A 25,035-nucleotide genomic window follows, 5' to 3' on the forward strand; every position below is an offset into this window, starting at 1 on the left:
CGCTACTCTCTGCGGTCGCGGATGTTCCGCGTGGGGAGGGATGCGTGATGGGCAAGGCTCGTCGATTCGCGCTCGTGGCCTGGGTGTTGGGGTGCCTGGGGCTGGTGCTCGTGATCGCGTCGCTCGGGTGGCTGCGGGCCGGCTATCTGCGCGCCACGGTGCCGAGCGACAGCATGTCGCCGACGTACGCCGTCGGGGACGGGATCGTCGCCGAGCGCGTCGGCGGGGACGAGGTGAGGCGGGGCGATGTGGTGCTGTACTCGGCACCGGAGCGCTACCGGTTCGCCGAGTCCGTCATGCAGCGCGTCGTCGGCGTGGGCGGCGACCGTGTGGTGTGCTGCGCGAGCGCGGGGTCGACGCGGGAGCGGATCACCGTCAACGGGAAGCCGCTGCATGAGCCTTACGTGAAGGACGGCATCGCGGACGGGTTGCACCGTCCGTATGACGTGACGGTGCCCGAGGGCAGGCTGTTCCTGCTCGGCGACCACCGGCTGAACTCGATGGACTCCCGGTTCTTCGCCGACGACCGCGGTGGGACGGTGCCGGTGGGGGCCGTCGAGGGCCGGGTGACGGACGACTACGCGGTGCCGGTGCTGCTCGCCGCCGGCGCGCTGCTGGGAAGCGTGCTCGCGCTTGCCGGGGTCGTCTTCGGGATCGCGGCACGGACCGTACGGCGGCGGGCGGCGACACAGTCGTCGCTGTGGCCCGAGCCCCTGTGACACGGCCGAGGACGAACCTCAGGACGGAACGGACGACGGGGTCCGCCGAGCGACTCGGCGGACCCCGCTGCTGTAACCGGAATCAGTGCCCGGCGTCGTGCGGTGTCGGTCCCCCGGGCTTCGCCTCGGGGTCGGCGCCCTTGGCGGCCTCGGCCTCGCTGTAGATGTCGGGCTCGAGGTAGATCACGCGGGCGATCGGGACGGCCTCGCGGATACGGGCCTCGGCGGCGTTGATGGCGGAGGCGATCTCGGTGGCCGTGTCGTCGTGCTGGACGGCGATCTTGGCGGCGACCAGCAGTTCCTCGGGGCCGAGGTGGAGCGTGCGCATGTGGATGATGCGGGTGACCGTGTCGCCGTCGACGATGGCGGCCTCGATCTTCTGGACCTCCTCCACGCCCGCGGCCTCACCGAGGAGCAGGGACTTGGTCTCGGCGGCCAGGACCAGCGCGATCAGGATCAGCAGGATGCCGATGCAGAGGGTGCCGATGCCGTCCCAGACGCCGTCGCCGGTCGCCAGGGCCAGGCCCACGCCGAAGAGGGCCAGGATCAGGCCGACGAGCGCGCCGAGGTCCTCCAGGAGGACGACGGGCAGTTCGGGGGCCTTGGCGTGGCGGACGAAGTCCTTCCACGACTTCCTGCCGCGCAGGGTGTTGGACTCCTTGATCGCCGTACGGAACGAGAAGGTCTCGGCGATGATCGCGAAGACCAGGACGCCGACCGGCCAGTACCAGTGCTCGATCTCGTGCGGGTGCTTGATCTTCTCGTAGCCCTCGTAGATGGCGAACATGCCGCCGACCGAGAAGAGGACGATCGAGACGAGGAAGGCGTAGATGTAACGCTCGCGGCCGTACCCGAAGGGGTGCTGCGGGGTCGCCTCGCGCTGGGCCTTCTTGCCGCCGACGAGCAGCAGGGCCTGGTTGCCGGAGTCGGCGAGCGAGTGCACGCCTTCGGCGAGCATCGACGACGAGCCGCTGAACGCGAACGCCACGAACTTCGATACCGCGATCGCGAGGTTGGCGGCGAGTGCCGCCACGATCGCCTTGGTGCCGCCTGACGCGCTCATGTGTTCGCGTGGTCCCTTCGCCTTCGTACGTACGCGGTCGTCCAAGGAGCCGGGCTTTTGCCCGTCCTTTGCCGGTGGGCCATTGTTGCAGCCCGGTCCGACAACGGCGCGCCGGGCCGCCTCAGGCGACCACGGTGGCCCTGAAGACCGTACCGGTACCCGACAGTTCGGTTTTCTCGCCCGCCGGGACGAAGACGGAGCCGCCCGGGGCCAGCTCGTGCTCCCCCGCCCGTACGGAACCGGCCGTGCACAGCAGGATCTGCGGGGTGGGGCGAGTGAGGTCGTGGGCGGTGGTGCCCTCCGCGAGGACGTACCGGGAGAGCCGGAACTCGTCGATCGGGGTCTCGTAAACCTCCTCGCCGTCGGGGGACGCCTCGGGGCGCAGGACGCCGGGGTCGCTCGGCTCGAAGCGGACGATGCGCAGGAGTTCGGGGACGTCGACGTGCTTGGGGGTCAGGCCGCAGCGCAGGACGTTGTCGGAGTTGGCCATGATCTCGACGCCGAGACCGTTCAGGTAGGCGTGCGGGATGCCGGCGCCGAGGAACAGGGCCTCGCCGGGCTGCAGGCGGACGTGGTTCAGGAGCATCGCGGCGATCACGCCCGGGTCGCCGGGGTAGTGGTGGGCGATGTCGGCGTACGGGGCGTGGTCACCGCCCAGGCGGGTGCAGGCGGCCGCGGCCTCGGCGACCGTGTGGGCCATCTCCGCGCGGTCGGCGGTCAGGACGGCGGTGAGGACCTCGCGCAGGGCCGCCTCCTCCGGGCGGGCGTGCAGCAGGTCGACGTACGGCTTGAGGGAGTCGACGCCGAGACCGTCGAGCAGGGCGGCGGCCCGGGCCGGGTCGCGGAAGCCGCACAGGCCGTCGAACTCGGTGAGCGCGCAGATCAGTTCGGGCTTGTGGTTGGCGTCCTTGTAGTTGCGGTGCCCGGCGTCCACGGGGATGCCGCGGCGCTCCTCGTCCTCGTAACCCTCCTTCGCCTGCTCCAGGTTGGGGTGCACCTGGAGGGAGAGCGGGGCGCCGGCGGCGAGGATCTTCAGCAGGAAGGGCAGGCGGGGGCCGAACTTGGCCACCGACGCCGGCCCGAGCTCCTTGCCGGGGTCCGCGTCGATCACCTCGACGAGCGTGCCCCGGTCGGTGCGCGAGGGTGCGCCCGGGTGGGCCCCCATCCACATCTCCGCCTGCGGCTCACCGGTCGGCTCGACGCCGAGCAGCTGCGGAATGGCGGTGGTCGAACCCCAGGCGTAGGGGCGGATGGTGTTGTCGAGGCGGTCCATGGGGTTCTTTCTGCCGGTTCTCTGTGCGTACGACGGTCAAGGCGTCCCGGGCAAGATCAGGCGCCCGAGGCGAGCGCCAGGTAAACGGCGGCGAAATCCGTGATGGCGATCAGCTCCGCGAGGGTCTCCACTTCGCCGCCGGACTCCGGCTCCAGCTCGCTGATCGGCGTGTCGTGGCTGAGGGCCAGGTCACGGGCGGAGGGGGCGGCGGTGAGGCTGCCGATCGGGCGGTCGCGGAGCAGCACCACGCGTGCGTGCAGGGCGGGCGGCTCCTCGACGCGGTCGCGGAAGAAGTCCTCGGGGTCGGCGCCGGCCGCGAGCGGGCCCGCGAGCAGGGCGCTGTGCGCGGCGAGCGCCTCGGGCAGTTCGGCGACGAGGGCGGGGCGGCCGGACAGCTCGGCGAGCGCGGCGGCGAAACGGCGGCCCGCCGGGCCCGCGGAGGTGCCCTCGGTCCAGATCACCGGGAGCGCGTCGGCGAGCTCGGCGGCCAGGGTCTTGGCCGGGTTGCTGTAGGTCGCGATGGCCGGTCCGCAGCGCTCGGCGATGCCGTCGAGGCGGTCGGCGACCTTCTCGATGGCGTCGGGCGGGGCGGCGAGCACGCCGATGCGGTCCAGCAGCGCGAGGAACGGCGTGAGCAGCGCCCACAGCACGCCAGGGGCGGACGCGGCGAGCAGCTGCTCGTCCTGCTCGTACGGGGCGGTCGCGATGGGGACGAAGAGGCCGTGCGCGCCGTGCACCGCCTCGTCGAGCGGGGTGCCGGCCGGGGCCACGGCGACGACCGCGCAGCCGCGGCGGTAGGCCGCGTCGGCGAGCAGGGACAGGCCCGGTTCGGTGCCGTCGGGGGTGGCGATCAGGAGCAGGTCCACGGAGCCGACCCAGCCGGGCAGCTCCCAGCGCAGGGCGCCCGCGGCGGGGGCGACGCCGGAGGGGGCGAGGCGGGTGACGGGGCTGCCGGCGCCGGCGAGCGTGCCGAGGAGGTCGGCGGTGTGCGTGGCGGCGGCGCCCGGGCCCGCGATGAGGACGGCGCGGGGGCGGCCGTCCGGTTTGAGGTCGTGCACGCCTGCCTCGGCGGCGTGCCGGGCGGCTGTGCGGACGCGGGCGCCGGCTTCGGCAGCGCCGCGGAGCAGGCCGCGGTGGTCGGCCTCCGCGAGCGCGTCGGGGGTGTCGAGCAGCGATTCGTCGAGCATGGGCGGCAGCCTCCGGTGGCCGGGTGTCCTGGTGCTCGGGCAGCGGGCCAGTCGTTACGCGGGGCGGCGGGCCTCGTCGACGAGGAGGACGGGGATGCCGTCGCGGACGGGGTACGCCAGGCCGCAGTCCTGGCCGGTGCAGATCAGCTCGGTGTCCTGCTCCTTGAGGGGGGCGTGGCAGGCCGGGCAGGCGAGGATCTCCAGGAGGCCGGCTTCGAGCGGCATGGGGGTTTCCCTTCGGGGCGGGCGGTACGTGTGCGTGTGCGTGTGCGGATGTGCTGGTCAGGGTACCGCCGGGTGGGGGCACGTGCCGGTGTCGGTGCGGGACCGGCGTGGGTGCGGGGCGCGGGTGGGTCGCGCGGCCCGGCGCTGCGGGGTGCCGCCCTCTGTGGGTCGGGAGCCACCCCAGCGGCACGACTGCCCGCAGCTGTGCGGGGTTGCTGCAACGGCAACCCGGCGTTGCCTCAGCCCCTGATGATCCCCAACACCTCGTCCCGTACCTTCGCCACCGTCGCTTCGTCCCTCGCCTCCGCGTTCAGGCGCAGGAGCGGTTCCGTGTTGGAGGGGCGGACGTTGAACCACCAGTCGGCGGAGGTGATCGTCAGGCCGTCCAGCTCGTCCAGTTCGACGCCCTCCCGGCCCTCGTACGCGGCCTTGATGGCCGCCAGGCGGGCCGTCTGGTCGTCGACCGTGGAGTTGATCTCGCCGGAGGCGGCGTAGCGGTCGTACTGCGCCACCAGGGCCGACAGCGTGCCTTCCTGGCCGCCCAGGGCCGCCAGGACGTGCAGAGCGGCCAGCATGCCCGTGTCGGCGTTCCAGAAGTCGCGGAAGTAGTAGTGGGCGGAGTGCTCGCCGCCGAAGATGGCGCCGGTCCGGGCCATCTCGGCCTTGATGAAGGAGTGGCCCACGCGCGTGCGTACCGGCGTGCCGCCGTTCTCCTTGACGACCTCCGGCACCGACCAGGACGTGATCAGGTTGTGGATGATCGTGCCCTTGCCGCCGTGCTTGGCGAGCTCGCGGGAGGCCACCAGGGCCGTGACGGCGGACGGGGAGACCGGGTCGCCGTGCTCGTCGACGACGAAGCAGCGGTCGGCGTCGCCGTCGAAGGCGATGCCGAGGTCGGCGCCCTCCTCGCGGACCCGCTTCTGGAGGTCGACGATGTTCGCCGGGTCGAGGGGGTTGGCCTCGTGGTTGGGGAACGTACCGTCCAGTTCGAAGTACATCGGGACCAGGGTCAGCGGCAGGCCGTCGAAGACCGTCGGAACCGTGTGTCCGCCCATGCCGTTGCCCGCGTCCACGACGACCTTCAAGGGGCGGATGGAGGTCAGGTCGACGAGGGAGCGGAGGTGGGCCGCGTAGTCCTCCAGCGTGTCGCGCTGCGTGATCGTCCCCGTCGACGCGCCCGGGTCCGGGGCGCCCGACTCGCTCCACTGCTCGACCAGTTCGCGGATCTGTGCCAGGCCCGTGTCCTGGCCGACCGGGGACGCGCCCGCGCGGCACATCTTGATGCCGTTGTACTGGGCCGGGTTGTGCGAGGCCGTGAACATCGCGCCGGGCAGGTTCAGCGCGCCCGAGGCGTAGTACAGCTGGTCGGTCGAGCACAGGCCGATCTCGGTGACGTCCACGCCGCGTGCGGCCGCTCCGCGTGCGAAGGCGCGGGACAGGCCCGGGGAGGACGGCCGCATGTCGTGGCCGATCACGATCGCCTCCGCCCCGGTCACCTGGACGAAGGCGGCCCCGAAGAGCTCGGCCAGCGACTCGTCCCACTGGTCCGGGACGACACCGCGCACGTCGTAAGCCTTTACGAGCTGTGACAGATCAGCAGCCACGGCCAACCCTCCTGAAAGTCCTGTCGGTCACCCCAAACTACCCGTACCCGCTGACAATGTGCTGTGCGAGGACCATGTGGACGCCCAGCCGTTACCTCAGGTCAGGGCAGCATCCAGTCCAGCACGGGCGAACTCTGCCCGACGACGATCAGGCACATCACCAACAGCAGCCCGATGCTCCAGGGCAGCACCTTGCGCAGCAGGTCCCCCTCGCGACCCGCCAGTCCCACCGCCGCGCAGGCGATGGTGAGGTTCTGCGGCGAGATCATCTTGCCGAGGACACCGCCCGAGCTGTTGGCGGCGGCGAGCAGTTCGGGCGACAGGCCCGACTCGCGGGCGGCGGTCACCTGGAAGGCCCCGAACAGCGCGTTGGCCGAGGTGTCCGAGCCGGAGACGGCCACGCCGAACCAGCCGAGGACGGGTGACAGGAAGGCGAGCCCAGCGCCCGCCGCCGCTACGAAGTGGCCGATCGTGGCGGCCTGTCCGGAGAGGTTCATGACATAGGCGAGGGCCAGGACTGAGGTCACGGTCAGGATGGCGAACCTCAACTCGTACACCGTGGCGGCCCATTCCCTGACCGCCACGCGCGCGTGCACCCCGAGGACGACGGCCGTGCACACCCCCGCCAGCAGTACGAGCGTGCCGCCGGTGGACACGATCGGCCAGCTGAAGATGTTCCCGCCGACCGGCTCCCTGTCGGTGTCGACGACATTGAGGAAAGGCCAGTCGTAGGTCTGGGTCGCTTCGGCCAGCCAGTCCTTGATCGCCGGGATCTGGGCGATGGAGAAGATCGCCACGATCAGCGCGTACGGGGCGTAGGCGCGCACGACTTCACCGCGCGGGTCGGCCTCGTCCAGCTCTTCGCTGCGGGCGCCGGTCAGCACGGCCGCGCGTACGGGCTCGGCGGCGGGCCTGCGCGCCTGCGGTACGGCGACCAGGGCGCCCGCGCCTGCCAAGGCGGCGCCGATGTCGGCGAGTTGGGCGGAGACGTAGTTGGAGGCGGCGAACTGGGCGACAGCGAAGGCGACTCCGCACGCCAGGGCGGGCACCCAGGTCTCGCGCAGGCCCCTGCGGCCGTCGACCAGGCCGACCAGCACCAGCGGCACCACCAGGGCCAGCAGCGGCGTCTGACGGCCCACCACGGAGGCCACGGTGTCCAGGGGCAGTTCGGTGACCTGGGCGAGGGCCACGACCGGCGTGCCCATCGCTCCGAAGGCGACGGCCGCCAGAAGGCCGGTACCCCCCGCCAGGTGCGCCTTGACGCGTACGCCGCCGAGCAGGACGAGGACGATCACGAGGGTGGGCAGCTGCTCGCGAGAGAGTGTGCATGAGGCCGATGTAGCTCGATCGTGTGATGGTCAGCTCGCGGGCTTGCGGCATGTTGGGCCGACCGGGTTAACGTGATCGTGCGATCTGGGACGCCGGGTACGGCGCCAGCGTGCGGGGCCCCCGCTCCACCAGAGGATGGTTCGGGGCCTCCCCGTCGCCACTGGCCGTACCCACCTGGCCAGGTTGCGCAGGGAACTGGCCTCCCGGGATCGGACCACGCACAGGATGCGTGTCGCCGCCCCGGGGCTGAGTACGCCGGGGACCAGTGCGCCCAAGACCGTTCGGGGCGTGCGGCCGAGCGGGCACACTCCTGCTCAGTCTTCAGGAACGGTAAGGCCGCCACGAGCGCGGACAGGCCGAGCGAGCCGGCGACGGGTTCCAGTTCCTGGACGTACACGGGCGCCTCCTCGGATTCCGCCGCGTTTTCGACCGTCTTTCCGCCATGCGAAAGCGATTTCTCGCTACCTCAAACGGAATGGTCGTGTCCGCGCCAACTACACGTCAATGGGTGTGCACGACTCGGCGAAACGCGGGTTCAGAAGAGGCGCGTTCGAAAGGGGTGGGTTGCGCGAAAGGGGATCAGTTGTCCGGCGAGCGCAGAACCCGCAGGTGGCCGCGGCGTGCGACTTCCATCGGGTCCGCCGCCCTGCCCGCGCCGCCGGCCTGGGCCGCGCGCTCCTGGGGGCGGGCCGCCTCGCGCACGGCGTTGGCAAGCGCTTCCAGATCGTCGCCGCTGGGGCGGGCCGGAGCCGAGCCGTCGAGGAGGCGGACGACCTCCCAGCCGCGCGGGGCGGTGAGGCGCTCGGAGTGCTCGGCGCACAGGTCGTAACAGTGGGGTTCGGCGTAGGTGGCGAGCGGGCCGAGGACCGCGGTCGAGTCGGCATAGACGTACGTCAGCGTCGCGACGGCGGGACGGCCGCAAGCGGTGCGCGAACAGCGACGTACAGGGCTCACGACGTTGGACGGTACCGCACTCTTGAGCGGGCTGCGACGACTCTCCCTCAGGTCACTCCACCGTGTCGTGTTGTGAAACGCCCCACACCCCTCTCCCGACTCACCTCGCTGACCTGCGCGGACACCCACTTCCGAAGGGTCGAACGATCCTGAAACCGGTCACCACTCGACACAAACCCCGTCAATTGCCTTGAGATCAACGGTCTTGGAGGCATACGGAATCGAGCCCAACCTTGGCTGGAATGGTCAACTGCCGACATGCCGTACGGGGTGGAGCGGCGTCGTCCGGGATGCCGTGTGGGGCCGGGCGGATGGCTCAAGCGAGGACTACGCTTCACCAGTGATGGACAACCCCGTACCACCCCGTTCCGCCGGCCCCGGGCCCCGCCGTCGTGATCGCCACGGCAGGGGCATGCGTGGGCCGATCGCGCCGCCCCAGGTGCCGCTTGCCGCGAGCCGTGCCGAGGCGTTCGCGGACCTGGTGCAGGACTCCGTGGAGCGCCTGGAGCGGCGGTGGCCGCAGCTCGCCGACATCGATTTCCTGGTGCTCGAGGTGCCGCGGTTGGACGGGCCCGGGCAGGTGTGGAACGACGAGGCCGTGCCGCTGGGTGGGACGGTGCCGTCCCGGGAGGGGCGGCGGGCTCGCGTGATCGTTTATCGGCGGCCGGTGGAGATCCGTACGAAGGGGCGGGATGAGCGGGCGGCGCTTGTGCATGAGGTTGTGGTCGAGCAAGTTGCCGAGTTGTTGGGGCTGACTCCGGAGACTGTGGATCCTCGGTACGGGGAGGACTGAGCCGCCTGCTGTCCGGTTGCCCGGCGTGGGTGTCGGGCGGGGTGGTGCCCGCAGCCCCCTACTTCTGCAGCACCGACAACTGCTCGTCCGCCTCCGGTACCGCCACCGTCCCCCGGTCGTCCGGGAGGGTCTGAATCGTGAAGCCCGGGACTCCTTCCTCCGTGGCCGTCAGGGTGCGGGCCGCGTAGACCGGGCCGCCCGACACCGGCTCGACCGTCAGCGCGTACGTGCCCTTCAGACCGCTCGGTACCGGTGCCTCCACGTTCTGGGTCGTGCCCGCCTTGATCGTGTACGTCTTGGACGCCGCCGTACCGCCGTCGCTGCCCGCCGAAGCGGTGACCTTGACCTCGGCGGCGCGGCTGGGGGCCGTCAGGGAGAGCGTGGTGCCCTTGGCGCTGTTGTCGGCGGACGTCGCGCGCTTGCCGACCGGGCTGGTGGCGGGGATGAACGCCGTCTCCTGGTCGTTGCCCTTGCCGCGTACGACCCGCAGGGCGGCGACCACCGGAACGGACTGGTCGGTCGGCGTCAGGATCAGGGAGCCGGCCTCGCCGCGCGTGACGTCGCCGAGGTCGACGGCGGTGGTCATGCCCGCCTTGACGTGCAGCGTCTCGTTCCCGGCGGGGGTGATCGCCCCGGACGGCGAGAGAAGGCGCACCTTCAGGTCGGCGTCGGAGTCGCCGGGCGTGAAGGCGACCAGGCGCACGGCGGTCGCGTCCTTCGGGATGCCCGGCAGGACGAGACTCGCCGCCGGGTCCGTGGACGCGGCCAGCCAGTCGCCGCCGAGCCGGTCGTCCAGGGCCTGCACGGCCGCGCCCACGCGCCCGCTGCGGACGTTCACGTGCACGGTGAGGTTCTCCTGCTTCTCGTCCGTGAGCGTGGACAGCAATATCGGCTCGCTGGAGTGCGGCTGGACGGTGATGCCCTCCCCCACCGTGGACTGCAGGGCGCCGTCCTTGCCGTAGAGCTCGATGTCCACGACGGCGGCGGAGTCGTCGGGGTTGGTCAGGTGCACGTAGTCGGTGCGGTCGGCGGCGGTGCTGGCGCCCGGGAACCAGAAGTCCGTGTCCGGCTCGGTGCAGTTGACGCCCTGGAGTCCGCGGCCCGTACCGGCGGCGACCTCGGTGGTCTCCTGGAGGGTCCAGCCGGGCGCGAACTTCCCCTCGGCGGTGCCGACGAGCGCGGGCGAGTCGGCCCCTGAGGCGTCCCCGGTGACCGGCTTGCCGGGCTCCTTCGGTTCCAGGACCGGCTTGGCGGCCTTCTTCTTGCCGCCCTTGTCGCCCGTGCCGTCCGCCGACTGCTGCGTGGCGGGCTGGAGTTCGGCCTTGCCGTCGCTCCCCGTGCCCTTGGTGACGGGCGTGAAGGACGTGTACGACGTCTCCGCGAGGTCGGAGATGCTGGGGGCCGGGCACAGCAGGCTCGTGCGTTCCACGGGCAGTTCGGCGGCCGCCTTGGCGGTGTCCGGGCCGGCGGCTTCGGGCGTGTCGAGCGCGGCGAATCCGGTGACGGCGGCGAGCGCGGTGGCGCCGGCGATCAGGGACAGGGTGGTGCGCTTCACTGCTGACTCCCGTCGGGGCGCTGCTCACTGCCGGTGCCCTGCGGGTGCGGCTGCTGCGCCGGGTCGTACGTCGGGTCGTATCCCTGATCGTCGTATCCCTGGTCGTAACCCTGCTGCGGGTACTGCTGGCCGTAGGCCGGGTCGTACGACGCCGACGGGGACTGCCCGCCGTACGCGTACGGGTCGTACTGGCCACCCTGGTACGGGTCCGCCTGGTACGACTGGTCGTACGCGCCCGCCGGGTACTGCTGGGTGCCCTGGTACTGCTGGTCGCCGTACCGGGCGCCCGCGTGGCTCGCCGTGTCCCTCCCCCAGGCTCGAACGTCCTCGCCCGGGGGCACCCCCATGCCGTAGGACTGCTGCTGCGGGACGGCGGCTGGGGCCTCCTGCGGAGGAGGCGGGAACTCCCCGGCCCGGCCCGCCTCTTCGGCCTCCGCCTGGGCGCGCAGGCGGCGGGCGCGGCGGCCCTCGCCGGCCACGGCCTGGGCGGGAACGGCCGGCTCGTCGGGCAGGTCGTCGTCGACGTCGCGGCGTCGGCCGGGCAGGGCCAGGACGACGAGGACGACGGCGAGGGCGCCCTGGGCCCACAGCCACGCGGTGTGGGTGATCGGGTCGTCGAAGGTGACGTTCAGCCTGCCGCCGGACGCGGGCAGTTGGAAGCCCTGGGCCCAGCCGTCGACCGTGGTGCGGGTGAGCGGCTTGCCGTCCAGGGTGGCGGTCCAGCCCTCGGCGGCGGTGTCGGCCAGGCGCAGGATCCGGCCGTCGCCGCCGGCCGGGATCGTGGTGTGGATGTCCACGGCTCCGGCGGCGACGGGCTGCGGATTCCCGGTCTTGGGGACGATGGTGGCGCGCGCGACCTCCTGGTCGACCCGCCACAGCCCGCTGCCGTCCTGCTGGCTGAGCCGGTTCAGGCCGGGCGTGGCGTCCAGGACCCGGGTGACCTCGCGGGGCGCGCCCTGGTGGACGAGGACGTAGCGCACGGCGAACTTGCCGAGTTGGTCGGCCTGGTCGGCGCCGGAGCCCGCCACGAGGTTGGCGACGACCTTGTCCAGGGTGCTGTTCTCGCCGTCGGCCGAGGCGACTTCGGCGTCACCGAGGCGGGCCCCGGAGCCGCGCACCAGCATGTAGCCGACGTGGGCGGCGGAGTCGCTGTCGAGGACGAGGGTGCGGGCCTGGTCGCGGGTGCCGCTCTCCTCGGCGACGAACGCGGGCACCTGCACGGGGTCGCGCCGCTCCAATGGACCGTCCGCGCCGCCGATCATCCAGCCGGCGGCGACGAGCAGCGGGCCCGCGGCCGAGGTGAAGGCGATCAGCACGGCGACCGGCTGGCGCCAGCCGAAGCTCTGCTCGGCCACGCGCGAGCGTGCCCCGTCGGCGCCGAGGACGGCGGCGGCCAGGAGAGCGAGGCCGTAGACGAGGGTCGCGGGGCCGGCCCAGGTGGAGCCGTTGGACAGGACCGCGAAGACGAGGCCCACCAGGGCGGCGGCCCAGGCCGTCCAGATTCCGAACTGTCGCTCGGAGCGCAGCAGGGCGGCCAGCGCGGCCAGGACGATCCCGATGAGCATCAGCCCGCTGACCGTGCCGGGCCCGCCGGGGCTGGCGCCGAGCAGGTCGAGGGCGGAGGCCGCCGAGGAGCCGTACTCCAGACCGGCTTCCTGGAAGAAGCCGAACGGCAGCAGACTCAGCGACCAGGGCGCGAGGATCAGCAGGGGCGTGCCGAGCTGGGCCAGGACGCGGGGGCCGTAGGCGGTGATCTCGGCGCGGCGCACGGCCAGCAGGGCGATGCCGAGGACCAGCGCGATGGGCCACACGATCGGCGTGAACGCGGTGGTGACCGTCAGCAGCAGCGCGTACGCCCAGGTGGCGCGCCAGCTGCCGCGCGTATCCGAGGCGTTTGCCAGGCCGCTGGCGGCGATGCCCGCGCGCGCGATGAGCGGCAGCAGGACGGCGAGGACGGCGGTGCCGAGCCGGCCGCCGGCGAGGGCGCCGGTGGCGGCGGGCAGGAAGGCGTAGACGACGGCCGCCCACGCGCGCAGCAGACGCGACTCGACCAGCGGGCGGGAGGCGAAGTACGCGGTGAGGCCGGCCAGCGGCACCGAGAAGACCAGCAGGAGCGTGACCGCGAGGCCGGTCGAGCCGAACAGCACGGAGGCGAGCATCGCCACCATCGCGAGGTACGGCGGTGCGGACGGGGTTCCGCCGGCGCCCACCGCGTGCCAGGAGTCGAGGTAGCGCGACCACAGCTCCGAGGAGTCGGCCGGGGCGGGCAGCAGGGCGCCGCCCGCGAGCGCCCCGCCGCCGAGGAGGGCGCGGCAGGCAACCAGGGAGACGAGCAGCAGCACCAGGAAGAGCACCGGGCCCGGCTTGCGGGCGATGCGCTTGAGGCGGGCGAACTGCTCGATCTCCAGGAAGTCGGCGTCGTCGCCGCCGGGCCCGGACTCGATCCCGCCGCCGTGCCGTCCGGCGCCCGAGGTGATCTCGGGGTCGGAGTCGGCGAAGAGGTTGCCCGCGGCCTGCTCGACGGTGGCGCGGACGGTCGCGCCGGGCGGCGGGAACAGCGGCCGCAGCTCGTCCTTGTCGACGGCCGGGCGGCCGCGCCTGCGCCTCCCGGCGAGGATCCGCTCGGGCCGCAGCAGGACGCCCAGCAGGCCGCGGATCTCGTCGAGGGCCTGTCCGGGGACCTTGCCGACGAGGTAGGCGACCGTCCGCAGCAGGGTGCCGAGGACGAGGCGCAGCAGTACCCAGGGCAGTACGGCCGTGCGCGCGTTGACGAGCAGGGCGTAGACGGCGCCGGCCTTGTCGACCTTGTGCGGGGAGGCGGTGGTGCGGCCCGCGCAGTCGACTGCGCGGCGCTCGCGTGAGGCGGCTTCGGCGTGTCGTACGACGGCCTCGGGGGCGATCAGGACGCGGTGGCCGGCGGCGTTGGCGCGCCAGCACAGGTCGACGTCGTCGCGCATCAGGGGCAGGCGCCGGTCGAAGCCGCCGAGCTGCTCGAAGACGTCGCGTCGGATCAGCATGCCGGCGGTGGACACGGACAGGACGGGCCGGACGTGGTCGTGCTGGCCCTGGTCCTGTTCGCGGCGGTCCAGGCCGGTCCAGCGGCGGCCGGAGTTGGCGATGGTGACGCCGACCTCCAGCAGCTGCCTGCGGTCGTACCAGCCGCGGAGCTTGGGGCCCACCACGGCCACGTCGTTCCGGCCCAGGTCGTACTCGTTCTCCACGACGCGCAGCAGCTGGGCGAGCGCGTCGGGTTCGGGGGCGCAGTCGTCGTGCAGCAGCCACAGCCACTGCACCGGTTCTCCGTGCGGGAGCTCGGGCAGGTCGTAGGCGTCGTCGCGCCACGTGCGCGTGACGGGGTCCCAGCCGCTGGGCCGCTTCAGGTACGGCAGGTCGTCCGGGGTGAGGACGGGGGCCATGCGGCCCACCTCCTCGACGGCCTGGCCGAAGCCGGTGCGCCGGGCGAGGTGCAGCACCCGGTCGGCGCCGAGGGCGTCGGTGACCAGCTGCGCGGAGGCGTCCGCGCTGCCGGTGTCGGCTCCCATGGCGTACTGCACGGGGCGCTCCTGGCCGAGCAGCCCGGCGAGCGCGTCGGGCAGCCAGCGGGCGCCGTCGTGGGAGACGAGGACCGCGGTCACCACATGACGCGGAAACTCAGGTGTGGCAGCTGGATCTTGCTGGGCTGCCGTGTGGCTGTGCACGGACATCGAGGTACGGGCCCCGGTTCGGTGGACTGCGGTGGACGCCTGTGCCCCGAGGGGGCAGCGGGGCGTCTCGGACGAGCAGCCACACTATCGGCAGAACCAAAAGGGGTGGCGCGTAGCGCCTCGATGAGGGGCGGTGGGCGGGCGACGGCGGCCCGCCGCCTGTGGATAACCCACCTGCGACGGGCCGTTCGTAACGTATGTGTGTGCGTAGGTGAGGCGGGTGCCCCTCGGATCAGACGGCGGCCTTCTTCAGCCGGCGGCGCTCGCGTTCGGACAGGCCGCCCCAGATGCCGAAGCGCTCGTCGTTGGCGAGGGCGTATTCGAGGCACTCGGAGCGGACCTCACAGGCGAGGCAGACCTTCTTGGCCTCGCGGGTGGAGCCGCCCTTCTCGGGAAAGAAGGACTCGGGGTCGGTCTGGGCGCACAGCGCGCGCTCCTGCCAGCCGAGTTCCTCGTCCGCGTCGTCGACCAGCAGTTGCTGCACCAGCTCGGTCATGTGCGCCCCTCGTCTGTACTTTCGCGTCCCCGTGATGCGGTCGTTACCGATTCCGGCTGAACGACACGAGTGAAATTACAAGTGTGCTGCTCCGGGCGAGTCAAGCCGAGATCTGCTATTGAGCCCCTTATTCACTCTGCGGAACCAAGGCCTAGCAGAAAGTGTTCAAATCGGCCTAAACCTTGACAAGCAGACGAGGCCCGAGGGGGCCTCCTACGCCCCGCCATGCCTTTCCGGACCTGTACGGAGAAGGACGCCCAGAGGTTCGATCTCGTTCCGACGCGCGTGTCGAAGCGAACCGGATCACATTCGGATCACGGGATCGCAACGAGGCTTGTGCTCTCGGATGTGCGCCATGTGTCCCGACTGACACCTGAACAAACCTTTCAGCTCACAGATGGACCGAATGAGGTGAAACATCTCCCACATGCCGGGCGTCGAGTTGACAGTGCAGGTATGAACCGATGTCCTTGTGGGCATGCTCGCGAACTTGGCACTCACCTCGACCCGCCCCGCCGGGTCCCCCGGTGCTGCCCGCGCTCGCTGTAGCTGTTGTTGCTGTTCCAGCTGTTGAGCCCAACGCGCTCCGGCTGCCTCTGAGTCCACCGCGACTCGGCTGCTTGTTCCCCACGCCCGGACCAGGGCATCTCTGTCCCCCGTGACCCGGGCGGACGGTAAGCGACACCCAGCCAGCCCCCACTCTTCCGCCGAGGAACCACCGCACCCATGAACAGCGACAGCGACCTCCAGATCGCCGGCGACATCCTCGAAGTCCCACACCTGCTCCAGGCCCCGCGCGAGCACCCGGCCACCGTCGCCGAGTTCGTCGGCCTGGCCCGCTCCATCGCCGCCGACCGCTCCCAGTGGGAGCACCTCGTCCAGTACGACGCGACCACGCGCTGGTACCACCGGCTGCGCACCGGCCCCGGCTACGAGGTGTGGCTGCTGTCCTGGGTGCCCGGTCAGGGCAGCGGGCCGCACGACCACGGCCGCTCCTCCGGCGTGCTGACCGTCCTGGACGGCGCACTCACCGAGCGCACGGCGCGCGGCACGCGCGCGTTGGGGCCCGGAGCACAGCACGTGTTCGCGCCGGGGTACGTGCACGAGGTGGTCAACGACGCGCTGGAGCCGGCGGTGAGCCTGCACGTCTACTACCCGGGCCTTACCGAGATGCCGATGCTCCCCCAGTCTCAACTTCGTTCGACCGGGGGGACCCCCATGGCTTGCGCCGCCCCCGCGGCCCACGACGAGATGGACGCCGTAACCGCGTGACGCGTTGTCGTACCCGCCTGCAAGACTTGCTCCCATGCGCATTGTGGTTCTGGCAGGCGGCATCGGTGGTGCCCGGTTCCTGCGCGGTCTGAAGCGGGCCGTGCCGGACGCGGACGTCACCGTCATCGGCAACACCGGGGACGACATCCACCTCTTCGGGCTGAAGGTCTGCCCGGACCTCGACACGGTGATGTACACGCTCGGCGGCGGCATCAACGAGGAGCAGGGCTGGGGACGGGCCGACGAGACCTTCCATCTCAAGGAGGAGCTCGCGGCGTACGGCGTCGGGCCCGAGTGGTTCGGGCTGGGTGACCGGGACTTCGCCACGCACATCGTGCGGACGCAGATGATCAGCGCCGGATATCCGCTGAGCGCGGTGACTCAGGCCCTGTGCGACCGGTGGAAGCCCGGCGTGCGGCTCATCCCGATGACCGACGACCGTGTCGAGACGCATGTCGCCGTCGAGGTCGACGGCGAGCGCAAGGCGGTCCACTTCCAGGAGTACTGGGTGCGGCTGCGGGCCTCGGTGCCGGCCGAGGCGGTCGTGCCGGTCGGGGCGGAGCAGGCCAAGCCGGCGCCCGGCGTCCTGGAGGCCATCGCGGAGGCGGACGTCGTGCTGTTCCCGCCGTCGAACCCGGTCGTCTCCGTCGGCACGATCCTCGCCGTGCCCGGCATCCGGGAGGCGATCGCCGACGCCGGGGTGCCGGTGGTGGGCCTGTCCCCCATCGTCGGGGACGCCCCCGTGCGCGGGATGGCCGACAAGGTGCTCGCCGCGGTCGGCGTGGAGTCGACGGCCGCCGCGGTCGCCGAGCACTACGGCTCGGGGCTGCTGGACGGCTGGCTCGTCGACACCGTGGACGCGGGCGTGGTGGAGCGGGTGGAGAGCGCCGGGATCCGGTGCCGGGCCGTGCCGCTGATGATGACCGACCTGGAGGCGACCGCGCAGATGGCCCGGGAGGCGCTGGCGCTGGCGGAGGAGGTGCGGGCGGTTTGAGCGGCGTGTCTGTCGACGAGTACGGCTCCAGGGATTACGGCGGTTACCGGGTCTGGCCCGTGCCCGGGCTCCCCGAGGTGCGGCAGGGTGACGACCTCGCCAAGCTGATCGCCGCCGCCGAGCCGGGGCTGGTGGACGGGGACGTGCTGCTCGTCACCTCCAAGATCGTGTCCAAGGCGGAGGGCCGGGTCGTGGAGGCGGTCGACCGGGAGGCCGCGATCGACGCCGAGACCGTACGGGTCGTGGCGCGGCGCGGGCCGCTGCGGATCGTCGAGAACCGGCAGGGACTGGTGATGGCCGCCGCCGGCGTCGACGCCTCCAACACCCCCTCCGGCACGGTGCTGTTGCTGCCCGAGGACCCGGACGCGTCCGCGCGGGTGATCCGGGACGGGCTGCGCGACGCCCTCGGCGTCAACGTCGGGGTCGTCGTGACGGACACCTTCGGGCGACCGTGGCGCACGGGGCTCACGGATGTCGCGATCGGCGCCGCCGGCGTGCGGGTGCTGGACGACCTGCGCGGGGGCACGGACGCGTACGGCAATCCGCTCAGCGCGACGGTCGTGGCGACGGCGGACGAACTGGCCGCGGCCGGCGACCTGGTGAAGGGCAAGGCAGCCGGGCTGCCCGTCGCGGTCCTGCGCGGGCTGCCGCATGTGGTGGCCGAGGGTCGTGACGAGCACGGCGAGGGGGCACGGGTCATGGTGCGCGGCGCACGCGACGACATGTTCCGGCTGGGGACGTCGGAGGCGGTCCGGGAGGCGGTGACCCAGCGGCGTACGGTACGGGCCTTCACCGACGAGCCCGTCGACCCGCAAGCCGTACGGCGGGCCGTGGCCGCGGCCGTGACGGCGCCGGCGCCGCACCACACGACGCCGTGGCGGTTCGTGCTGCTGGAGTCTCAGGCCGCGCGGACCGGGCTGCTGGACGCCATGCGCGACGCGTGGGTCGCGGATCTGCGGCGGGACGGGAAGTCGGAGGAGTCCATAGCCAAGCGGGTGCGGCGGGGGGACGTACTGCGCAAGGCGCCGTATCTCGTCGTGCCGTGTCTCGTCATGGACGGGTCGCACACGTACGGCGACGCGCGGCGGGACGGGGCCGAGCGGGAGATGTTCGTGGTCGCCGCCGGGGCCGGTGTGCAGAACTTCCTGGTCGCGCTGGCCGGGGAGCGGCTGGGGTCGGCGTGGGTGTCCTCGACGATGTTCTGCCGGGATGTCGTGCGGGAGGTGCTGGGGCTGCCGGAGGAGTGGGATCCGATGGGGGCCGTGGCGGTGGGGCATCCGGCGGAGGAGCCTCGGCCTCGGGGCGAGCGGGATGCGGGGGCGTTCATCGAGGTGCGGTGAGATTGGCCGGGCGGCCCTTGTTTCGGCGTACGGACGCATAGTCTCGTAGGGCAGCCAGGTACCTCGGACACCTCCGAAGACACCCCTCCTACTTCTCCGGGATCTCATTCGTGGCAGGACGTTTCGCTCCCCGGCCCACCCTCCCCCACAGCCTTGAGGGCGTGGGAGGGGCCCCCATGCCCGTGCGCGGCGGGGAAGTCGTCGTGCCCGCCGCGCGGAAGGCGGCTCCGGGCCCTGGGCGGGTGCGGACGTGGGTGCCGGAGGGGCCGTTCGACCTGGGGCTGGTGGTCGGGCCGCTGAGGCGTGGGCCGGGGGATCCGACGTTCCGGGCGATGCCGGACGGGTCTGTGTGGCGGGCCACTCTCACGCCTTCCGGGCCCGGGACGCTCCGGGTCGCTGTGTACGGCGGTGAGGTGCGCGGGCAGGCGTGGGGGCCCGGGGCCGAGTGGCTGTTGGAGCAGTTGCCGGATCTGCTGGGTGCCGCCGACGATCCGTCCGTCTTCGCGCCTCGGCATCGGGTGGTGGCGATGGCGCGGCATCGGCGGCCGGGGCTGCGGCTGACGCGGACCGGGCTGGTGCTGGAGTCGTTGATTCCGTCGATTCTGGAGCAGAAGGTCACGACGGACGAGGCGTATCGGGCGTGGCGGTTGCTGGTACGGAAGTTCGGGGAGCCGGCGCCCGGGCCCGCGCCGGAGCGGATGTATGTGATGCCCGCGCCTCGGACGTGGGCGTTGATTCCGTCGTGGGAGTGGCATCGGGCGGGGGTCGACAACAAGCGGGCGTCGACGATTCTTCGGGCTGTGCGGGTCGCGGCGCGGTTGGAGGAGGCGGTGCGGATGCCTCCGGCGGCGGCGCGGGCTCGGTTGGAGGTGGTGCCGGGGGTGGGGCCGTGGACGTCGGCGGAGGTGGTGCAGCGTAGTCATGGGGCGCCGGATGCGGTGACTGTGGGGGATCTGCATCTGCCGGGGATCGTGGGGTGGGCGTTGGCCGGGGATCGGTATGCCGATGACGCGGTGATGTTGGAGCTGCTGGAGCCGTATGCGGGGCAGCGGCATCGGGCGGCTCGGTTGATCATGTTGAGTGGGAGGGGGCCGGCTCGGCGGGCGCCTCGGATGCCTCGGGGGGACATCGGGCGGTTGTGAGGTGCCCGGTGCTGTGGTGAACGGGCCTCGTCCTCAGACGCCGGACGGGCCGAGCTGCCCGGCCGGCGTCCTTGGTGGCTACTGGTCCGAGGAGAAGCGCACCGCTCCTGCCGGGATTTGCGCGTCGCACCACACCCGCATGCCGTCACGGAGTTCGTTGTCGGGGCCGATGATCGCGCCGTCGCCTATGACCGTGCCGGTGAGGATCGAGCGTTCGCCCACTCGGGCGCGGGTGCCGATCAGGGAGTCGGTGATGACCGCGCCGGGTTCTATGACGGCGCCGGGGAGGATCGTGCTGCCGAACACCCGGGCGCCCTCCGCCACGAACGCGCCTTCTCCCACCACCGTGCCGCCCGTCAGCTTGGCGTCGGGGGCGACCCTCGCCGTCGGCAGGACCAGTCGGTCGCCGCAGCGGCCGGGGACCGCGGGGGACGGAGCGCGGCCCAGGACCAGGTCGGCGGAGCCGCGGACGAAGGCCGCCGGGGTGCCGAGGTCCAGCCAGTACGTGGAATCGACCATGCCCTGGAGGTGGGCTCCGGCGGAGAGGAGGTCCGGGAACGTCTCGCGCTCGACGGAGACCGGGCGGCCCTGCGGAATCGAGTCGATGACCGAGCGGCGGAAGACGTACGCCCCCGCGTTGATCTGGTCGGTGACGATCTCCTCGGGGGTCTGCGGTTTCTCCAGGAAGGCCAGGACCTTGCCGGTGTCGTCCGTGGGGACCAGGCCGTAGGCGCGCGGGTCCGTCACCTTGGTGAGGTGCAACGACACGTCCGCGCCCGTCGTCTCGTGCGTGTGCACCAGCGCCTTGATGTCCAGGCCCGTCAGGATGTCGCCGTTGAAGATCAGGACCGGGTCGTCGGGGGCGGAGTGGAGGCGCGACGCGACATTGCGGATCGCGCCTCCCGTACCGAGGGGCTCCTCCTCCGTCACGTACTCGATGTGCAGGCCCAGCGAGGAGCCGTCGCCGAAGTACGGTTCGAAGACCTCGGCCAGATAGGAGGTGGCGAGCACTATGTGGTCGACGCCCGCCGCTCTCGCTCTCGCCAGCTGATGCGTGAGGAAGGGGACTCCGGCCGCGCGGACCATGGGCTTGGGTGTGTGCACCGTGAGCGGCCGCAGCCGCGTGCCCTTGCCGCCGACCAGGAGGATCGCTTCTGTCACCTGTCGTCTCTGCTTCCTGCCGGGACCGGCCGAACTGTCTTTCGGCCGGCCAGTGTATGCAGACCGTTTGTGCGACGCCTTCGACGACCGTGCGGCATTCCGCCCCCTGCCCCCCGTCGGCGGTGAATGTGCGGGTGCCCCGATCCGGGTCCTAACGTCCCTGGTAGCGGGCCGAGTCCGCGCGGGCCGTGCCGAGCTTGCGGTAGAGCTGCCCGCCGGGGCAGGACGTGGCGAAGCCGTCACGGTGACCGGAGATCACATTCAGTCGTACATTCTTACCCTTTGGGTAGAGATTGCCGCCAGCTGACTTCAGATATGTCTTTCCACGCGGGTTGGCGCCGTGCAGGCCGAGCTTCCACGCGGTGAGCCGGGCGATGCCGTTGACCGCGGCGGCGGACGGCTTGCTGGAGCCGTAGCTGCCGAGGACGGCGACCCCCATGCTGTTGCTGTTGAACCCGAGCGTGTGTGCGCCCATGACCGGCTTCGCCACGCCCCCGGCGCGCCCCTCGTAGATGTTTCCGCACTTGTCGACGAGGAAGTTGTAGCCGATGTCGCGCCAGCCCATGCTCTTGACGTGGTAGCGGTAGATACCGCGAATGACGGAGGGCGCCTGCGCGCAGGTGTATGCGTTGCCGGAGGCCGTGTGGTGCACGAAGGCCGCCTTGACCTTCTTCGTGTAGATGAACTGCTTCTCCCGCAGCTTCTCGTCCGCGCCCCAGCCGCGCCGGGTGACGATGCGCGGGCGCGGACCGATGTACGGCTTCGCCAGCTGCTCCTGCGTCAGCTCGCCGTACTTCAGGGTGAACAGCTCCTGCTCCGTCTCGTACCGGCTCAACTCAGGGATCTCGGTGGCGCCGAGGGGGGCGAGGTCGGTGTTGGCGGCGGAGGCGTCCTCGGCGGCGAGGTCCTCCGTGGAGGCGTCCTCCGTTGCGACATCCTCGGTGGCGGCATCCTCGGTGGCGGCATCCTCGGTGGTGACGTCCTCCGTTGTGACGTCCTCGGTGGTGACGTCTTCCGTTGCGACGTCCTCCGTGGCGACATCCTCCGTTGCGACATCCTCCGTTGCGACGTCCTCCGTGGTGACATCGTCGGTGGCGACGTCGTCAGTGATGACATCGTCGGTAGTGACATCGTCGGTGGCGGCGTCGTCGGCCGGTTCGGCGTTGGGTGCGGCGTTGGGTGCGGCGGCCGGGGGCTGCTGCGCCGGTGGCGGTTCATCGCCCGGGTCGATCAGTTCGAGGTGGAGGCCGGAGGGGAGGGGGGAGACGACCGTGGTGGTGCGGGTGCCTTCGGCGGTTTCCTCGAGCCTGTGTTCGGCGTCCGCCTTGACGCGTACCTCCACGCCGTCCGAGGCGCCCACCCAGAGCGGGGCGGTGGCGCCGCGAACCCGGCCGGAGGTGCGCTCGAGCGTGTCCGGGTCGGCCGCGTGCTCGGCGTTGTGCGGCTCGATGTCCTGCCAGCCGGACCAGGTGTCCGAGCCGGCCGCACGTGTACGGACCTGGACTCGGCCGTGGAGTTCTGTCTCGGGACTGTCCCAGACGACACCGACGAGGGAGAAGCGTCGTACGTCCCGGCGGGGCAGGCCCTGTTCGGCGGGGGCGCCGGCGACGCGGTCGCGGGTCAGGGGTGCGAGGGGCAGCGACTGGGTGCTGCCTGGGGGTTCCGCGGACGACACCGGTCTCGCGGCCGTCGTGACCGGGACGCTCGCCGTGGCCGTTGGCGAGAGCAGGGGAAGGGCGAGGGCCGCCGTGCAAGTGACACCGATCGAGGAAGCAAGGAATCTGCGCATGCCCCTGATCTTGGACATAGTCATACATATCTGTCCATTGGGGAATTGACGGGCTGTCGGGCTTCGTTCCGCCGAACCGGTGGCGATCGGGCGGCCCGACCAGTCGGTGCGCGGCCGTGGGCCCGCGTACGCTTTTACGGGTGAACGCCACCGATCGCACCCCTGCCGACCTGCTGCGTTCCGCGCTTGCCGCGGATCCCGGACGCCCGCTGGTGACCTTCTACGACGACGCCACGGGCGAACGTGTCGAATTGTCCGTGGCCACCTTCGCCAATTGGGTGGCCAAGACCTCGAACCTCCTTCAGGGCGACCTCGCCGCGGGGCCCGGTGACCGGGTCGCGCTGTTGCTGCCCGCGCACTGGCAGACGGCGGTGTGGTTGCTGGCGTGTTCGTCGGTGGGGGTGATCGCGGACGTCGCCGGCGATCCGGCGGCGGCCGACGTCGTGGTGAGCGGGCCGGACACGTTGGAGGCGGCTCGTGCGTGCTCCGGGGAGCGGGTGGCGTTGGCCCTGCGTCCGCTGGGCGGGCGCTTCCCGCAGACCCCGGCCGGCTTCGTCGACTACGCCGTCGAAGTGCCGAGTCAGGGGGACCGGTTCGCGCCGTTCGCTCCGGTCGACCCGGAAGAGCCGGCGTTGATCGTGGCCGGGCGGGAGTTCAGTGCGGCGGAGGTCGTCGATCGGGCTCGGGCGGAGGCCACGGGGCTGGGGCTTACGGGGCCGGGGTCCAGGCTGTTGTCCGGGTTGCCGTACGACACGTGGGAGGGGCTCAACGCCGGGCTGTACGGGCCGTTGGCGACCGGGGGGTCCGTGGTGTTGTGCCGGAATCTCTCGCGCCTGGACGAAGAGGGATTGGCCAAGCGGATCGAGAGTGAGCGGGTTACTGCTACGGCGAGGTAGGCGCTCCGCGTTTTCGGTGCCCCGGCACCTGGGCCGGGCGGGGGTGGGTCGCGCGGCCCGGCGCTACGGGGTGCCGCTCTCTGTGGGTCGGGAGCCGCCCCAGCGGCACGACTGCCCGCAGCTGAGCCGGAGCCCGCCCCTCCCCCATTCAGCCCAACTCCGCCCACCCCCCACCCCCCATCCACGCCATCGTCGTAAGAGCAGCACGCACGACACGCTCGTACGCCGTGAGGGGTGGAGTCAGCCGTGACCGACACCGCAGGTGGGCGTCTCGGGCCGGGCCTGGGTGCCTCGGCCACCGGAGGAGGGCTGATCCGGCGGCGTCGGCGGCGGTGGATGCGGGGCGGCGGTCTGGCCGTCGCGCTGGTCGTGGTCGCGGCGGGCGGGGCCGGCTGGGCCGTCTACGCGAAGCTGGACGGCAACATCACGGCCGACGAGGCGGCCGCCGCCGAACTCGCCCGGTACGAGAAGGAGCGGCCCACCGCACTGGTCCGCGGGGCGCGGAACATCCTGGTGATGGGTTCGGACTCGCGTTCCGGGGACGACAACGGGCGCTACGGGCGGAACCCCGGGACCGAGCGCTCCGACACGACGATCCTGCTGCACCTGGCCGCCGGCCGGCGCAGCGCCACCGCCGTGTCCCTCCCCCGCGACCTGATGGTGGACGTACCGAGTTGCGCGCGCCCCGACGGCACCCGCACCGAGCCCAGGTTCGTGATGCTCAACTACGCCTTCGAGATGGGCGGTTCGGCCTGCGCGATCAGGACCGTGGAACGCCTCACCAACATCCGTGTGGATCACCACGTGGTCGTCGACTTCCACGCCTTCAAGGACATGGTCGACGCGGTCGACGGCGTCGAGGTGTGCCTGAAGGAGCCGATCCGCGACAAGGCCGCCGAACTCGACCTCCCCGCGGGTCGGGTGAAGCTCGACGGCGAGCAGGCCCTCGGATACGTCCGCGCCCGCAAGTCCCTCGGCAACGGCAGCGACACCGACCGCATGGACCGCCAGCAACGGTTCCTCGGGGCGCTCGTCAACAAGGTCCGGAGCAACGACGTACTACTGAATCCGGTCAAGCTCTACCCGGTGCTGGACGCGGCCACGTCCTCCCTGACCACCGATCCGGAACTGGCGAGTTTGCGCGGTTTGTACGAACTCGTGCGCGGGCTGCGCGACATCCCCACCGAACATGTGCAATTCCTTACAGTCCCGAGGGAGTCGTATGTCTACAACGCCAATCGCGACCAACTTGTGGAACCGGAAGCGCAACGACTTTTCGAACAACTGCGCGCGGATGCACCGGTGGAAGTGACACAGAACACCCCCCGGGATTCTCCGAAGAAAAGCCGCAATTCACCGGAGAGGCGAGACGAAGACGGCGAAAATCCGTATGGGGAGGGAGGCAACGGTACGGAGGAGCAGTCGCATGACTACAGCGAGTACCCCCACCAGGGCTCTTACCGCCCACCCGCGACCACCGTTTCACCCCCACCCACGTTCCGCGGGAACACGGCCGCCGAGGACACCTGCGGGTAAAGC

At 71.7% G+C, this 25,035-nt stretch carries 19 protein-coding genes and 1 pseudogene; 8 read left to right on the forward strand and 12 right to left on the reverse strand.

What is annotated here, in order from left to right:
- Positions 1-47 precede the first annotated feature (47 nt).
- Positions 48-719: a signal peptidase I gene (lepB, locus tag Q4V64_RS20105; RefSeq protein WP_124441756.1), complete on the forward strand. Its 672-nt coding sequence runs from the start codon at positions 48-50 to the stop codon at positions 717-719.
- Positions 720-801: 82 nt separating this feature from the next.
- Here lepB and Q4V64_RS20110 read toward each other — a convergent pair whose 3' ends face one another.
- The 7 genes and pseudogenes from Q4V64_RS20110 to Q4V64_RS20140 all read right to left on the reverse strand — a co-directional run bounded on the left by Q4V64_RS20110 (position 802) and on the right by Q4V64_RS20140 (position 8,354).
- Positions 802-1,782, reverse strand: coding sequence for a cation diffusion facilitator family transporter (locus Q4V64_RS20110; protein WP_124441755.1), 981 nt, complete (start codon positions 1,780-1,782; stop codon positions 802-804).
- Positions 1,783-1,903: 121 nt separating this feature from the next.
- Positions 1,904-3,055, reverse strand: a complete 1,152-nt coding sequence (manA, locus tag Q4V64_RS20115) for a mannose-6-phosphate isomerase, class I (protein ID WP_124441754.1) — start codon at positions 3,053-3,055, stop codon at positions 1,904-1,906.
- A gap of 56 nt (positions 3,056-3,111) precedes the next feature.
- Positions 3,112-4,242, reverse strand: a complete 1,131-nt coding sequence (locus Q4V64_RS20120; RefSeq protein ID WP_124441753.1) for an SIS domain-containing protein — start codon at positions 4,240-4,242, stop codon at positions 3,112-3,114.
- 54 nt (positions 4,243-4,296) lie between these two features.
- Positions 4,297-4,467: a Trm112 family protein gene (locus Q4V64_RS20125; protein WP_007382472.1), complete on the reverse strand. Its 171-nt coding sequence runs from the start codon at positions 4,465-4,467 to the stop codon at positions 4,297-4,299.
- Between the two features lie 239 nt (positions 4,468-4,706).
- Complete coding sequence (locus tag Q4V64_RS20130; protein WP_124441752.1) at positions 4,707-6,071, reverse strand: phosphomannomutase/phosphoglucomutase; 1,365 nt, start codon at positions 6,069-6,071, stop codon at positions 4,707-4,709.
- Between the two features lie 101 nt (positions 6,072-6,172).
- Positions 6,173-7,363 (reverse strand): annotated as a pseudogene (locus Q4V64_RS20135) (L-lactate permease); the annotation flags it as partial.
- A gap of 616 nt (positions 7,364-7,979) precedes the next feature.
- The gene (locus Q4V64_RS20140) at positions 7,980-8,354 is read right to left on the reverse strand and encodes a DUF3499 domain-containing protein (protein WP_206313068.1); all 375 of its coding nucleotides are present in this window, start codon (positions 8,352-8,354) and stop codon (positions 7,980-7,982) included.
- Positions 8,355-8,697: 343 nt separating this feature from the next.
- On the opposite strand from Q4V64_RS20140, the gene Q4V64_RS20145 reads away from it, so the two are divergent.
- Positions 8,698-9,147, forward strand: a complete 450-nt coding sequence (locus tag Q4V64_RS20145; RefSeq protein WP_124441768.1) for a metallopeptidase family protein — start codon at positions 8,698-8,700, stop codon at positions 9,145-9,147.
- Positions 9,148-9,205: 58 nt separating this feature from the next.
- On the opposite strand, the gene Q4V64_RS20150 is transcribed toward Q4V64_RS20145, so the two are convergent.
- The 3 genes from Q4V64_RS20150 to Q4V64_RS20160 all read right to left on the reverse strand — a co-directional run bounded on the left by Q4V64_RS20150 (position 9,206) and on the right by Q4V64_RS20160 (position 14,902).
- Positions 9,206-10,702, reverse strand: coding sequence for a DUF5719 family protein (locus tag Q4V64_RS20150; protein WP_124441751.1), 1,497 nt, complete (start codon positions 10,700-10,702; stop codon positions 9,206-9,208).
- Positions 10,699-14,406: a glycosyltransferase gene (locus Q4V64_RS20155; protein WP_124441750.1), complete on the reverse strand. Its 3,708-nt coding sequence runs from the start codon at positions 14,404-14,406 to the stop codon at positions 10,699-10,701. The genes Q4V64_RS20150 and Q4V64_RS20155 overlap by 4 nt, the downstream gene beginning before the upstream one ends.
- 232 nt (positions 14,407-14,638) lie before the next feature.
- Positions 14,639-14,902, reverse strand: a complete 264-nt coding sequence (locus Q4V64_RS20160; RefSeq protein WP_003975777.1) for a WhiB family transcriptional regulator — start codon at positions 14,900-14,902, stop codon at positions 14,639-14,641.
- A 726-nt stretch (positions 14,903-15,628) separates the two neighbouring features.
- On the opposite strand from Q4V64_RS20160, the gene Q4V64_RS20165 reads away from it, so the two are divergent.
- From Q4V64_RS20165 to Q4V64_RS20180, 4 genes are all read left to right on the forward strand, one after another.
- Positions 15,629-16,174 carry a cysteine dioxygenase family protein gene (locus Q4V64_RS20165; protein ID WP_124441748.1) on the forward strand — a complete coding sequence of 182 codons (546 nt, stop codon included), beginning with the start codon at positions 15,629-15,631 and terminating at the stop codon, positions 16,172-16,174.
- A gap of 34 nt (positions 16,175-16,208) precedes the next feature.
- The gene (gene cofD, locus Q4V64_RS20170; RefSeq protein ID WP_124441747.1) at positions 16,209-17,168 is read left to right on the forward strand and encodes a 2-phospho-L-lactate transferase; all 960 of its coding nucleotides are present in this window, start codon (positions 16,209-16,211) and stop codon (positions 17,166-17,168) included.
- Complete coding sequence (locus Q4V64_RS20175) at positions 17,165-18,508, forward strand: coenzyme F420-0:L-glutamate ligase (RefSeq protein ID WP_124441746.1); 1,344 nt, start codon at positions 17,165-17,167, stop codon at positions 18,506-18,508. The genes cofD and Q4V64_RS20175 overlap by 4 nt, the downstream gene beginning before the upstream one ends.
- Before the next feature lie 176 nt (positions 18,509-18,684).
- Complete coding sequence (locus tag Q4V64_RS20180) at positions 18,685-19,650, forward strand: DNA-3-methyladenine glycosylase (RefSeq protein ID WP_172629327.1); 966 nt, start codon at positions 18,685-18,687, stop codon at positions 19,648-19,650.
- Between the two features lie 78 nt (positions 19,651-19,728).
- Here Q4V64_RS20180 and Q4V64_RS20185 read toward each other — a convergent pair whose 3' ends face one another.
- Together Q4V64_RS20185 and Q4V64_RS20190 are read right to left on the reverse strand one after the other, a co-directional pair.
- Complete coding sequence (locus tag Q4V64_RS20185; protein WP_124441744.1) at positions 19,729-20,811, reverse strand: NDP-sugar synthase; 1,083 nt, start codon at positions 20,809-20,811, stop codon at positions 19,729-19,731.
- 151 nt (positions 20,812-20,962) lie between these two features.
- A complete protein-coding gene (locus tag Q4V64_RS20190) occupies positions 20,963-22,600 on the reverse strand; it encodes an N-acetylmuramoyl-L-alanine amidase (protein ID WP_253267118.1) in 1,638 nt (545 codons plus the stop codon).
- A gap of 140 nt (positions 22,601-22,740) precedes the next feature.
- On the opposite strand from Q4V64_RS20190, the gene Q4V64_RS20195 reads away from it, so the two are divergent.
- Together Q4V64_RS20195 and Q4V64_RS20200 are read left to right on the forward strand one after the other, a co-directional pair.
- Positions 22,741-23,496 carry a TIGR03089 family protein gene (locus Q4V64_RS20195; RefSeq protein ID WP_124441742.1) on the forward strand — a complete coding sequence of 252 codons (756 nt, stop codon included), beginning with the start codon at positions 22,741-22,743 and terminating at the stop codon, positions 23,494-23,496.
- 246 nt (positions 23,497-23,742) lie between these two features.
- Complete coding sequence (locus tag Q4V64_RS20200) at positions 23,743-25,032, forward strand: LCP family protein (protein ID WP_124441741.1); 1,290 nt, start codon at positions 23,743-23,745, stop codon at positions 25,030-25,032.
- Positions 25,033-25,035: the final 3 nt, after the last annotated feature.

The sequence above is a fragment of the Streptomyces sp. NL15-2K genome (assembly GCF_030551255.1).
Lineage (GTDB): Bacteria > Actinomycetota > Actinomycetes > Streptomycetales > Streptomycetaceae > Streptomyces.